Origin of the sequence: Bartonella rochalimae ATCC BAA-1498, from assembly GCF_000706645.1 — a bacterium.
GTDB classification, from domain to species: domain Bacteria; phylum Pseudomonadota; class Alphaproteobacteria; order Rhizobiales; family Rhizobiaceae; genus Bartonella; species Bartonella rochalimae.
In genome coordinates this window covers 932,215-946,156 of sequence record NZ_KL407337.1, presented here as the reverse complement: position 1 = coordinate 946,156, position 13,942 = coordinate 932,215, and the positions used below count along the sequence as shown (strand labels likewise).

10 protein-coding genes are annotated in these 13,942 nt (G+C 37.1%); 2 read left to right on the top strand and 8 right to left on the bottom strand.

Going from position 1 to position 13,942, the window contains the following annotated elements; translation table 11 throughout:
- A complete protein-coding gene (gene htpX, locus O99_RS04010) occupies positions 1–1,050 on the bottom strand; it encodes a zinc metalloprotease HtpX (RefSeq protein WP_035006477.1) in 1,050 nt (349 codons plus the stop codon).
- A 78-nt stretch (positions 1,051–1,128) separates the two neighbouring features.
- Between htpX and O99_RS04005 the strand changes: the two genes are divergently transcribed.
- Positions 1,129–1,344, top strand: a complete 216-nt coding sequence (locus O99_RS04005) for a DUF1674 domain-containing protein (RefSeq protein ID WP_035006759.1) — start codon at positions 1,129–1,131, stop codon at positions 1,342–1,344.
- Between the two features lie 128 nt (positions 1,345–1,472).
- On the opposite strand, the gene rpsP is transcribed toward O99_RS04005, so the two are convergent.
- The 4 genes from rpsP to O99_RS03985 form a co-directional block, all read right to left on the bottom strand.
- The gene (rpsP, locus tag O99_RS04000; protein ID WP_035006476.1) at positions 1,473–1,841 is read right to left on the bottom strand and encodes a 30S ribosomal protein S16; all 369 of its coding nucleotides are present in this window, start codon (positions 1,839–1,841) and stop codon (positions 1,473–1,475) included.
- A gap of 79 nt (positions 1,842–1,920) precedes the next feature.
- Positions 1,921–2,181, bottom strand: a complete 261-nt coding sequence (locus tag O99_RS03995; RefSeq protein ID WP_051668856.1) for a chorismate mutase family protein — start codon at positions 2,179–2,181, stop codon at positions 1,921–1,923.
- 25 nt (positions 2,182–2,206) lie between these two features.
- A complete protein-coding gene (ffh, locus tag O99_RS03990) occupies positions 2,207–3,754 on the bottom strand; it encodes a signal recognition particle protein (RefSeq protein WP_035006474.1) in 1,548 nt (515 codons plus the stop codon).
- 227 nt (positions 3,755–3,981) lie between these two features.
- Positions 3,982–4,641 carry a carbonic anhydrase gene (locus tag O99_RS03985; RefSeq protein WP_035006758.1) on the bottom strand — a complete coding sequence of 220 codons (660 nt, stop codon included), beginning with the start codon at positions 4,639–4,641 and terminating at the stop codon, positions 3,982–3,984.
- 253 nt (positions 4,642–4,894) lie between these two features.
- Between O99_RS03985 and O99_RS03980 the strand changes: the two genes are divergently transcribed.
- Complete coding sequence (locus tag O99_RS03980) at positions 4,895–9,610, top strand: NAD-glutamate dehydrogenase (protein ID WP_035006472.1); 4,716 nt, start codon at positions 4,895–4,897, stop codon at positions 9,608–9,610.
- A gap of 345 nt (positions 9,611–9,955) precedes the next feature.
- On the opposite strand, the gene O99_RS03975 is transcribed toward O99_RS03980, so the two are convergent.
- The 3 genes from O99_RS03975 to O99_RS03965 all read right to left on the bottom strand — a co-directional run bounded on the left by O99_RS03975 (position 9,956) and on the right by O99_RS03965 (position 13,532).
- Positions 9,956–10,711: a glutamine amidotransferase gene (locus tag O99_RS03975; protein WP_035006470.1), complete on the bottom strand. Its 756-nt coding sequence runs from the start codon at positions 10,709–10,711 to the stop codon at positions 9,956–9,958.
- An 88-nt stretch (positions 10,712–10,799) separates the two neighbouring features.
- Positions 10,800–12,344, bottom strand: coding sequence for a heme biosynthesis protein HemY (locus O99_RS03970; RefSeq protein WP_035006468.1), 1,545 nt, complete (start codon positions 12,342–12,344; stop codon positions 10,800–10,802).
- Positions 12,345–12,356: 12 nt separating this feature from the next.
- Positions 12,357–13,532 carry a COG4223 family protein gene (locus O99_RS03965; RefSeq protein WP_035006467.1) on the bottom strand — a complete coding sequence of 392 codons (1,176 nt, stop codon included), beginning with the start codon at positions 13,530–13,532 and terminating at the stop codon, positions 12,357–12,359.
- Between the last annotated feature and the right edge of the window lie 410 nt (positions 13,533–13,942).

Genomic DNA, 13,942 nt, shown 5'->3' with positions numbered 1-13,942 from the left:
TTAAAACTTCTTCGGATTTTTACGACGAAGCCAAGCAGGACGAGTTTTCGCCTGTAGTAAAACATTTGTCTCCTCATCGCTTAACGGATTATTCTTATCCTTAAAATTGAGATTTTCATAGTCTAAGATATTATTTAACCCTTTCAGATTATTCTCCTCATAGTGCTTGATAATGCCTTGATCAATTGTTGATATATTCATTTCTATGGCTTGTTGTTGCAATGCTGCAATCCGATTTGCCGTCGCTGGGTGTGTAGAAAAAAGGCTATCCGCACCTTCACCACTCAAAGGATTAATAATAAACATATGAGCTGTCGCTGGATGATGTTCCGCCTTTTCATTATAAATCGTATATCCACCCCCTGCAATCTTTCTCAAAGCCGAAGCTAACCATAAAGGATTACCACATATTTCAGCACCTCTCCGATCAGCAGCATATTCACGCGTACGACTAATAGCCATTTGCACCAACATAGCCGCGAAAGGGGCTATCAACATAGCAATAATACCCACAAATGTCCCGGTACCTTGAGAAGACCTTGAAGAATTACGCTGTCCTCCCGTTAATAAAGCAAAATTACCAAGCATTGAAATAGCTCCTGCAATTGTTGCTGTAAGAGTCATCGTTAATGTATCACGATGTTCAATATGCGCGAGTTCATGAGCCATAACTCCAGAAATTTCTTCTGCACTTAACTTTTCCAACAACCCTGTACTAGCAGCAACAGCAGCATTTTGGGGATTACGCCCCGTAGCAAAAGCATTCGGTTGTGCACTATCAATGACATAGACCTTCGGTTGAGGAAGAGAAGCTTTCTGAGCTAATTCACGCACAATATTAAAATAAACTGGTGCAGAATACTGATCAACCTCACGCGCTCCATACATACGCAAAACTATTTTATCTGAATTCCAATAAGAAAAAAAGTTTAAGCCTCCTGCCATTAAAAGCGCAATAAGCATACCCTTGCTTCCTCCAATGAGATAACCAAATCCCATAAAAAGGGCAGTCATAAAAGCTAAAAGCATTGCTGTACGCACTCTATTCATAATTAAAACTCCATGATAGAATATTATTATTATATGATGGGGCTCTCTTGTTATTTCTTCAATGAAATTGAGGTACAAATGAACAAAAAAGACAAAAAAATGAGAACACAAAATACCACTATTCCCCAACACACACCAATTCCCCCTGAAGCACAACGTGCCCTTCAAGAAGCTGAAGAAAGACGTAAATGTGCAACAAATGAAAATCAGCCATTAGAAAACGGCGGACGGGGTGGAAAAGATCCCGCACGTTATGGAGATTGGGAAATAAATGGGCGCGCCATTGACTTTTAAAGCCTTTATTGACTTTAAAAAAACCAAACCATCTTCTAAAGAAAACAAATCCTTTTAAAATAAAACTAACAGTGAAATTTTACATTGTATAAGCTTTTAAGGCTCACATTGTTGATTTACTTCATTCATTATGCTTCTTCTTTTGAAATTGTTTCTGACGCTTCTTCAGCAGCTTGTTTTGCTGCAGCTATACGTTCTTGTGCTTTTTTACCAGGTTCACCTTTATGAGGATTATTACGTGCCGGACGCTTTTTTAAACCAGCGGCATCTAAAAACCGTAGAACACGATCTGTCGGTTGAGCTCCTTGACCAAGCCAATATTGGATACGCTCTTCATTAAGTTTTACACGTTCTCCATCTTTAGGCAACATTGGATTCCAAGCACCAACACGTTCAAGAAAACGTCCATCACGCGGACTCCGTACATCCGCAACAACGATATGATAATAAGGACGCTTTTTTGAACCACCACGGGACAAACGAATTTTTAATGCCATATTTTTCTCCTGTTGTCATCTTGACTTGTCGTTTAAACTAATTTGTTTTCTGTGTTCTTTAAAAATTATTTTTTGATTATCAATCACTTCTTGAATAATGACCTGTAAATTTCTTAGCAAGATTCGGATTAAGATAACTGTCTCGCGTTAATCGCTGCAAATGCACCACCTGACACTGCTCATACGCACAATCAACTTCAAGCAAACCATGACGCACTTTATCCCCTTCTGTCCCTTGCATACAATAAAATCTTTTTGCTAAAAAATGACCCAGCGCTGCATTAAAATGATCAAACGATGTCCCCAAATGCCCTAAATCATTGGGTGCTTTTCCCTGCATTACACTTCCTTCTCTTTTTGTCTTTTTACTTTTTCTTAGAAAAAGGAGAATTTTTCTCCGTCCCCTTTAAAAGACCAGGAAATGTTAATTCGCGCCCCAGAAGTCCAGGTAATCCACCCCCTAAATGACCCTTTCCAATCTGATTTTGCAGTTTTGAGAATTGAATTGAATCAAGTTCTGATAAATCGGGTATAGTATCAGGAGCTTTCATATCACCAAATCCCGTTTTGGAACCGAACTTCCCTAACATTTTCTCCATAAAACCGCCTGTATTTTTCCCTCTCATAGCTTTTACCATATCAGCCATTTGGCGGTGTATTTTTAAAAGCTTATTAATATCTGCTGCACTTGTCCCCGACCCCTTAGCAATTCTTTGTTTACGACTATGTTTTAAAATCTCAGGACTAGCACGCTCTGCATGTGTCATAGATGAAATAATTGCTAATTGCCGATTAAAAAGACAATCATCAAAACCTGCCGCTGCAATTTGATTCTTCACCTTACTTAACCCTGGCATCATACCCATAATACCCCCCATTCCACCCAGTTTTTTCATTTTATGCAACTGTTCGGCAAAATCATTCAGGTCAAATTTTCCGGCTTGCATTTTTTTCGCAAAAGCCGCCACTTTTTCACGATCAATTGTTTCAGCAGCCTTTTCAACCAAAGAAACAATATCACCCATACCGAGGATACGATCTGCAATACGACCGGGATGAAACTCTTCTAGAGCATCCATCTTTTCACCAGTTCCGATTGCTTTAATCGGCTTGCCTGTCACTGCACGCATTGAAAGAGCAGCTCCACCACGCCCATCACTTTCCATACGTGTTAAAATAATTCCTGTAATTCCTATACGCTCATCAAAAGAACGGGCAAGATTAACCGCATCTTGACCAGTAAGACTATCGGCCACCAACATAATTTCATAAGGTTGCGAAGCTGCTTTAATTTCTTTTAATTCAAGCATAAGTGCTTCATCAATATGGTTACGTCCTGCTGCATCAAGAAGCACAACATCATATCCCCCTAATTTAGCAGCTTGCACTGCACGCGCAGAAATATCGACAGGAGATTGATCAGGAATAATCGGTAAACTCGGAACTTGCACTTGCTCCCCTAATTGACGGAGCTGCTCTTGCGCCGCAGGACGACGTGTGTCCAATGATGCTATTAAAACTTTTTTATTATGTTTGTCTCTTAAACGCTTTGCAAGTTTTGCTGTTGTTGTTGTTTTCCCTGATCCTTGTAGACCAACCAGCATAATAACAACGGGTGCCGGCGCATTGAGATCACTTAAAACACCTTCTCCCCCAAGCATATGAACCAGTTCATCATGAACAATTTTCACAACCATTTGACCGGGTTTAATGGACTTAACAATTGTAGTCCCAACGGCTTTCTCACGAACTCTATCGGTAAAAGAACGAACAACATCTAAAGCAACATCAGCCTCTAACAGAGCACGACGAATTTCGCGCAGCGCTGTTGTTATATCCTTATCTGATAAAACGCCACGTCCCGTTAAATTAGATAAAATGGAACCAAGACGTTCTTGCAAAGTTTCAAACATCATTTACCTCATTGCTTCATAACAAACAAATCAACATAGCACCCGAGGACGCAACGCGTTGTCGGATGTTGACCTCTGGGATCTTTTTATACCATAACAGGGTCCCAGGCGGTGGCTCCAAATTAATCTTGTCATTGAATGCTGTTTCTTTCAAACAACAAAAACCTTTCTTTGTCAAGATATATCACACAGCACCTTATTTATATGAAAACTAAAATAAAAATCACTTATATCTGCGCAGAAGTTCCACGCTCAACACGCACAAAATTACCCGTTTCTTGTTCCATACTCCATAATTCACCATTTGCAATGTCAAACCAAGCACCGTGTATTGTCAAAAGTCCTTGATCTTTACGAGCCTTTAACCATGGAAATGTTTCCAAATTCTGCAATGAATAACGAATAGAAAGTCGTTCTAATGCAGTCTGCCGCTCTAAAGGAGTGATCAATTTATTCTCGGTTACTTCTTCTGCAGCAGGAGCCAAAAGACTCATCCATCGACCAATAAAATCATTTGATGATAAAGATGTGCATTTTCCATTAAGGACATTATTAATTCCCCCGCAATGCGCATGCCCCAAAATAACAACATGCTTAACTTTCAGCACTTGCACTGCAAATTCAATAGCCGCTGATGTTGCATGATATTGATAATCAGGCGAAAAAGGAGGAACTAAATTGGCGACATTACGCACCACAAAAATTTCACCAGGATTCGCATCAAAAATAATTTCTGGTATCGCGCGCGAATCACAACACGCAATCAATAAAGTTTCAGGTTTCTGTCCTTCCACTGCTAATTGCCAATAACGTTCCACTTTATGCGTAAAATGATTCGTTATAAAAGATTGATAACCGCTTAAAAATTTTTCTGGTAAACATGTCATAATATATTTACTTTCATTATACACTTTTAAAATATGCTCTTACCCTGCAATAAAATTAATGAAAATATTCTTGTTACGCACAAGATGTACTTTCTTAAAACAACCAAACACTTCTTACGAAGTAGAAAATAATTTTATTCTAGCAACAACAAATAACTATTCACTTCAAAAAGAAGATGTTACAGTATAAAAATGGCATAAGGACCTGCTCTTAGGATTTAAAGAAAAGGTTGCCACAATAAATAAAGGGAGGATGATTGTGTCAACACAAACAGCACTAAATCTAAAGAGCACTGAAAATAAAATAGAACAAATTCTTTTTTCTCATACTGATAAAGAAGATATTGCTTTCTATAAGCAAGATGAACTTCACAAAGCTACAAATGTAGCCATCGAAGCATTTAAGTCCCACCAGCCTGGTAAAAGTACAATTTGTTTTGAGCACGCTTTAACGCGTCATGATAAATCTATAACTGTTATTACACTTGTTAATGATAACAAACCTTTTCTTCTTGATTCTATATTGCATGTTTTTAAACAGAAAATAAATCACATTTATTTAATCGCACATCCTGTTCTTGAATGTGACTCTGGACAACGTATCAGCTTGATGCAAATCCACATTGAATCATTAAACAAAGAAAAGACAAAAAAGCTTAAAGATGAAATCACTCTCGTTCTTGAACAAGCCAATGCGGCTGTACAAGACTGGAAACCGATGCTTGAAGAAGTCAAGAAGCATATTCATACCTATCAAACAAATCTTCCATCGAACTACCAAAATGAAGGGGTAAAAGCCATTGAATTTCTTGAATGGCTTATGGACAATAATTTCATCTTCCTTGGAATGCGGACCTATGACTTTACCAAAGGCCAAGAACCCAAAAAAGCCTTTAAAACCGGTAGTATTGAGCTAGGTATTCTCACTGATGCTTCTATTCGCATTATTGGTGATGCGAGCGTAGAAGAACGCCCCAAAGAAGTCTTATCTTTTATGGAAAGTGACAATTTGCTTATTGTTACAAAAGCCAACAGCCGCTCAAAAATCCACCGTCCTGTTTGGTTGGATTATATCGGTCTTAAGATTTTTGATAAAGAAGGGTATCTATGTGGAGAATTACGTATTGTTGGGTTGTTTACATCCTCAGCCTATACGCACTCTATTCTGCAAATTCCGTTTTTAAAAGAAAAAGCGAAGACAATTATTCAACGCCTTGGATATAATCAGACCGACTATTCTGGAAAAGCATTGATGAGTGTCTTAGAAACCTACCCAAGAGATGAAATGTTTCGCTCTGATGTCGATACATTGACAGAAAATGCAGAGCTTATCATGCAATTGGATGAACGTCCGCGCTTACGGGTCCTTGCTCACACTGATCCTTTTGGACGTTTTGTTTCGATTCTTGTCTATGTACCGCGTGATCAATATAGTAGTAATATCCGCGAAAAAATTGGACTATATCTTGTTGAAACCTATAAAGGTGATTTCTTTGAATCTTATCCACTTTTCTTAGAAAGTACGCTTATCCGCGTTCACTACATTATCCATCGTAAAGGAAGTCACAGTGCTCCTGTCATTGAGCGTACCACACTTGAACATCATATTCGCTCTATAACCCAAAATTGGGAAGATAGCATCCAAGCCATAGCTCTTATTCATAAAGCAACAGACCAACAAATATCTTTAGCCAGTGACTTTCCTAATAGCTATCGTGATTTATTTTCAGCTGAAGATGCTATTAAAGATGCTGACCATATCTTAAGCCTTAATAGCGAAAAACCTCTTTTCGTTACTTTTTACCGCGCCCACAATAAAGAGAAACACAATATTTCTCTGCGACTTTTTCATCGTAACGAAGCCCTTGCCCTTTCCAAACGTGTACCCCTTCTTGAAAATATGGGCTTTCGGGTTATTGCTGAACAGACGTTGGAGCTCCCAGACGGCTATGGGCATTCTGTATATCTTCATGATATGCAATTGGAAAGTGATTTCCAACTCGATATTGATCTCGATAAAAATGCACAAAAGCATGCTGAAACATTTGAAGCCGTTTGGGAACAAAATGCGGACAATGATGCTTTTAATGCCTTAACACAAACAGCTCAACTCGACTGGCGCGAAATTGTTATTTTGCGTCATTATGGACGCTATCTCCAACAAACTGGAATTCCTTATTCACAAAAACGCGTTGCTCAAACTTTAAACGCTTATCCTGAAATTACTAAAGATCTTTATGCTTTATTTCATTTGAAATTTCATCAAAGCCATAAAGAAAAAGAACGACTCAACAATGAAGAAATCATTCAGCAACGCATTGAAGAAAAATTGCAGAAAGTGCCAAGTTTGGATGATGATCTTATTTTGCGTCGTTATCGTAATCTCATTGTTGCAAGCTTACGAACGAATGCCTATTCTCCTCTTCCTGATGGAAGCCCACGACGTATCATAGCAACAAAATTAAATCCACGCCAAATTGAAGGCTTACCTGAACCACGTCCTTATCGAGAAATTTTTGTTTATGGACCTGAAGTTGAGGGTGTCCATTTACGCTTTGGTCCTATCGCCCGTGGTGGTATTCGTTGGTCTGACCGTGCATTAGACTATCGTACTGAAATATTAGATCTCGTTAAAGCTCAACAAGTCAAAAACGCCGTTATTGTTCCTGTGGGTGCGAAAGGTGGATTTTTCCCTCATCGCCTTCCTCAAACCAATGATCGTGCCGTTATAACAGAAGCAGCACGGCAAGCTTACACAAACTACATTACAGCACTCCTTTCGATTACTGATAACCTGATCGATGGTAAGATACACCCGCCTCAAAATGTCATTTGTCACGATGGCGATGATCCTTATTTTGTCGTTGCTGCCGATAAAGGTACTGCAACCTTTTCTGATACCGCTAATGCTATTAGCCAAGCAAATAATTTTTGGCTTGACGATGCTTTTGCATCCGGAGGATCCGCAGGATATGATCATAAAGCAATTGGTATTACAGCTAAAGGTGCATGGGAAGCTGTAAAAAGACATTTTCGAGAATCATTTAATCACGATATTCAAACAACTCCCTTCACCTGTATTGGAGTTGGTGATATGTCGGGAGATGTTTTTGGGAATGGAATGTTACTGTCTCAACAAACAAAGCTTATTGCTGCCTTTGATCATCGCGATATTTTCATCGATCCCGAACCAGACATAGCAGCAAGTTATGCAGAGCGTATGCGCCTCTTCCAACTTCCTCGTTCAAGCTGGCAAGACTATAATCAAACAAAACTCTCAAAAGGGGGCGGTATTTTCTCACGAACTGCCAAAACAATCACTCTTTCTCCTGAAGCAGCACAAGCTATTGGTTTTGAAAAGCAAACAGGAACACCCTTTGAAATTATTTCAGCCATTTTAAAAGCCCCTGTAGATCTTTTATGGTTTGGTGGTATTGGAACCTATATTCGTGCAACAACCGAAACGGATACTCAAGTCGGCGATCGCACCAACGATTCCATTCGCATCACCGGTGAACAAGTGCGCGCAAAAGTTATCGGTGAAGGAGCAAACCTCGGTCTTACACAACGCGGTCGGATTGAATATGTTTTAAACGGCGGACGCTGTAATACCGACGCCATTGATAATTCTGCAGGTGTTAATTGTTCTGATCTTGAAGTTAATATTAAAATTGTTCTTGCCTCAGCTCTACGCACAAAAAAACTGACTCGTGAAGCCCGTAATGAGTTGTTGAAACAAATGACCCCACAAGTTGAGCAATTGGTTTTGCGTAATAATTATTTGCAACCGCTTTCGCTTTCCTTAGCTGAAAAACGAAGTGTTATTGATTTACCTTATCAAATACGTTTTATGCATGATTTAGAACAGAAAAAACTTCTAGATCGTAGAGTTGAAATTCTCCCCAATGAGCAAATTTTACGTCAAAGAATGAGCCAAAATCAAGGACTTATCCGCCAAGAGCTTGCAGTTATTTTAGCTTATGCTAAATTAACTCTACAAGAAGAAATTGCAAACAATCCAATTGTTGACAATTGTTATTTCGATACAACCTTGTTGAATTATTTTCCAACTCAACTTCAACAAAATTTTAAAAAGGAAATCATTGAACACCAATTACGTCGTGATATTATTGCAACTCTTATTGCTAATGATATTGTGAACCGCGGTGGACCTACTTTTGTTAATCACTTGCAAGATATAACAGGTCAAAAAACTGAAAACATTATTCGTGTGTTTATTATCATCCGAGATAGTTTTGAAATTCCTCAGCTTTCGAGCCAAATTGATAATCTTGATAATAAAATACCAGGATTGAATCAAAATAAATTCTATGCAGCAATCACTTCAATGCTTTTTGAAACAACCAATTGGGGCTTGCGCAATATGGATCTCTCAGTGCCATTAGAAGAGCTTGTGCAAACAATTAAAACAGCGCGTAGCCTGATTGAAAAAAAGCTTCTGCACGCCAATGATCAAGATATCAGTCAAAAAATTGAAGAAAAAGCAACACAATACAATGAAGAAGGAGCTCCAAAAGCTTTAGCAAGACAATTAGCTCTTTTAGATGTTGCTCCAATGATCTGTGATATTTCTTTGATTGCAGAACAAAGCAAAAGTGATCTTATGAAAACTGCAGAAATCTATTTTTCACTTGCTCAGGTTATTCGTATAAATCGTATCAATGAAGCAAGCCAAACAATTCCTATTGTCGATTATTACGATGGTATGGCCTTAAGTGAAGCTAAAGAAAACATCGCTGATAGCTTGCGACAAATCGTTATAAAAATCTTAAAAAATTATAATGAAAAAAATGATTCTCTAGCAGCTTGGATAAAATCTGATGAAGATCAAATTCACAATATCATCAACCGCGTTCATGCACTCATTGAAGGTGATCTCAATGTTTCTCGCTTTACTTTTACAGCAAGTATGATTGCCCAACTTAAAAATACTGCTTTTCAAACTTAAAACATTCACGATCAACCTTAGAAAAAATTTTATTGATCTCCTTGTAGATTAAGTGCAAGGAGATATATGCGCTGTTATTTGCTTTTGAAAAAAGAGAACAAAAATAAAATACGGAAATGATGAGCATTATCGTCACTCATCCTAAAAATATGACGCATATCAACAAGCCATACTCATAGTGATGAAGCAAGCAGAAAAAGGACTGTGCTCATCTCATTTCTTGATTGTTCCTTTTTTCCATAAAAATGATCATACTTTTTTGGATGTTTTGTTATCGTATTGTTTAATATAATTTCTTTAATTCAAATTTCTCTTTTTAAGAATGATTTTCAGAATCCATACAATTCACAATTTCGTATTGCAGGCAGTAGGAACACCAAAAATATGTTGTAACATATTGTCAAACCATTCGCACAAAACGTGACCATAAAGTGAATAACCTTCTAAATGTGCAAAAGCAGATTGGGCGCCTTTTTTAGTCAATTCTTGAGCTGAATGTTTCAACCAATGTTGTATCATTACACGCGTTAATTCAGGATGAAATTGTAAACCCCATGCATTTTTTCCATAATGAAAAGCTTGTGTCGGATAAGTTTGACCTGTTGCCAAAAGAACAGCTTCTTTAGGCAAATCATAGATGCCCTCATTATGTAAATGATAGACCATTTTTGGCCAATTCATAAGGGTCTTTCCCTGCAAAGTCCCCTCTAACGGATACCAACCAATTTCTACACTTTTATCACTTTTTGCAGCAACACGCCCGCCTAAATTTTTTGCGAGCATCTGTGCTCCAAGACAAATCCCTAAAAAAGGTTTATTGTCTTTCAAAGATAATGAAATCCAATCAATTTCCTCATGAATATATGCATCCTTATCATTCACACTCATCGGACCACCTAAAATGACAACACCAGCGTGATGTTTCAATGTTTTAGGAAGTTTCTGTCCTAAAATAGGATAATAAAAATCAAGAGCAAAACCATTTCTTTGTAAAAATTGCCCTAAAAAACCAGTCTGTGAAGATTGGCGATGCAAAACAACTGCAATTTTTAGTTTACCGTTTCTTTGTTTTCTATCAAGATATGTTTTCGCTAAAAACATATTTTAACCAATCATTTTTATAATCAGATTTCATTTCATTTGAGAATAAATAAGAACCTTATTTTTATCAAAAATGTCTACAACACCTCTAAAATAATTGAAATTTCTCTCTTGGCAAAGAACTCTCTTCTTCTGCTTCTTTATTCTCTAAATCTTCAACATTTAAAGGTATCTGATCGACTTTTTTTCTATTCTGTTTTTTTGTGCGCGACTTTAATAAAAAATCAGGCCCTATCGATGATTTTTCTTCAAAGGATTTATTTTTAATAACTCCTTTTTCATCCACAACGCCTTTTTTGCATTCTCTTTTCAGCATCACGTTATCGACTTCTAATGTTATAGGAGAACAACGGGGAGGTACTTTCCATTCACAACGGCCTAATCGACCACTGATTGGAGAAACGATCAACCAAGAAGAAAAGAAAGAACCATCACACGCCCATGCTGGATCAGGTTCTGCTCGTAATGCTAAAGACAACCATTGACGACTCCCTTGACCATTACCTTTTGCTTCTTCAATATCTGCTAATAATAAATAAACGCTTTCACGCGGATGATAAGTGAGTGCTTTTTGTGCGTACTCTCTTGCTAATTCCAATTCGCCTGCATCCAAAGCAGCTTTTGCAACAATAAAAGCTGATTCAAATATTTCTTTATTATAAAAAGCAAGTGTTTTAGCTCTTTTCAAACGGCCAACTGCGCTTTCTTCTCTCCTAAGATAAAGTGCTCCCAAATCAGGATGAGGATTTTCCTGCCAAGCTTTAATAATTATTTTATCAGCTTTACGAACTTCTTTTAATTGATAAAGGATATCAACCATAAGCACCGTTATTGGTACAAAATCAGGCATCAACTTATGGGCCTTTAAAATAGCTTTACGTGCTCCTGCGAGCTGAGTCTCCGTAAGGTGAAGTGCTAACCCACTTAATAAAAGAGCATGGGTATACTTACGCTCTGAAGTACAATGCTCAGAACGTGGCAAAGCTCTTTGCGCTCGATAAAAAACATCAAGCGCTTTATTCCACTGACCCTCAGCACTTAATCGATCAAGGACAAATTGTTGAGCCCATAAAAGCGCTGGTGACAAATCGAGTGCCTCTTCTGCATAGTGCTGTGCGACATCATAAGCTTTTGTATTCATAGCTTCACGAAACAAACCATAAAGCCCAGCAAGCTTTGTCGATTCATCTTTTTGCATCTCTTCATAAAGCGCAATAGCCTTCATAGAGTTTTTTTGCAAAGATAAGATTTGAGCCCTTAAAAGCTTTATCAATGGTTCATAATCTTTTATAAAATATTTTAATGCACGTCTTTCCATTTTTTGTGCAGCCGCGTAATCACCTGCAAAAGCAGCAAGCAGACCTTGCGTAAGAGCTTTGCGACCACATTCTTGGTAACGTCCTGAAAAAAAGCTGTATAAAGTTCTAGGAATGGAAAAAATAATTCTAAAAAACTTCCATAAAAACACTAATACCATCAACAGGATAACAATCCCACTAATAATCGTAAGCAATGAGACAGTAAATCGCATCTGCAAAAATGTTATGACCAAGAAACTATTATTATTGGCACCCCAGCTAAAAACTGCACCGATCACACAAACGACAAAAATATAAATAAAAATACGTATCATTTTTGATCCTATTTACATTTTTGCAGCTTCGGAAGTTTCTTTTGGCATTCCAATCAACAACTGTTGAAGAACGTGCTGGACAGCAAGATGTCGTTTAAGTTGATCAATAAAATCTACCGAAATATGTTTAGCATTTTGAGGTAAAGTTTGCCATTCAGCTAAAGCTTTTTCATAATCTCCAGCCTGAATAGAAACTTCCATCCGTGCCACAATTGCAGGCACTGTTGTCCCTTCAACATATCCAATTGGACGCGAAACAATAAAACTTTTTATCCATATCTCAATCTTCTTTAAAAAATCAGCATCCGATGCAAGACTATTTTGCGTCCCAACAATTTTATCTGCAACATAAGCAAAATCAGCTGAAAGCTTTGCAGAGCTTGGAAGACCAGTATGCGCTGTTTTCTGTAACAAATCCAATCCTTCAACAGAAGATGAAAAATGTTGTACTGTTTCCAATTCACGCACATAAGATCCACCACGATCTATAGCGTTTTTTAATGCATTGACTGCAACAAACCGTGCAGTATTTATCCCATTTTTTTCGCTATTTTGAGTGAATATTTCTTTTTGGACAGTATCTAACTGTTGTTTTAAAGTAATAATATCGTTTTTATTACTTTCTCCAACAAATAAAGCTGTCTTTACATCTTCTGATATTCTCATTAAAGTCTGTATATTCTTTTCGAAAGCATCTACTTTTTTTTCTAAGAGTGCAAGAGATTTGCTTCTCTCTTTTTGAAAAGATTCATCTTCTTGAAAAGCTTCAACCTGTTGTGATGAAAAAGAAGAAAACTCTCTCTTCAATACATCAAACTGTTGAAGCATATGATTCAACTGTTTCTCTGTTTCTTCTGCTTTTTCTTTTACATGCCTAGTAATCTGAAGATTTTTTTCTTCTTCCAAATGATCAACCACTAAAAAAGATGGAAGAAAACCTGCTCTTTGCAGACCTACCCAAAGACTGATAGTTATAAGACCACAAATAATCCCTGAAACCATTAAAGAAGTAAAAGCAACACCACTTACAGTCTTGCGCTCAACATCGCTTTGCTTTGTTATTATCGGCTCTTTTGAGTGTTGTGTTTCTTGTTCTGAGTCATGAGCTATAATTTCAGATTTAACAACAGATGCCTTAGATGCCTTAGAACTTTTTAATTTTTCTTTTGATCTTGAAGAATTTACCATAATGATCACTTTTTTTACCACATGCTTTTTTACAATACGATATCAAAATGAAAAAAACTTTAAAAATTAGATGTTTTTCGAATAACATCCTTTTTTGCAGAGGGCTTCTTATGAACAGTGTATGATAAGGAAAAATAAAATCTTTTCAAATTTCTCTTACTCAAGATCCTTTTTTAAAATAAAAATAATGAATATGTTTAGTCTTATAATATTTTACAAACAATAATGAAATAATTGAGAATGGAAATTCTTAAAAGACACAAAAATATAAACACCCAAATTGAAAAAATGCTTCTCATAGTATATACGAGAAAATCCTCTAGAAGCATACTATATGATATTTTCATGAGTATAATCAAACGCTATGCACTCTTTAAAACGCCCTCCGTAACTTCATTATTTTTAAAATA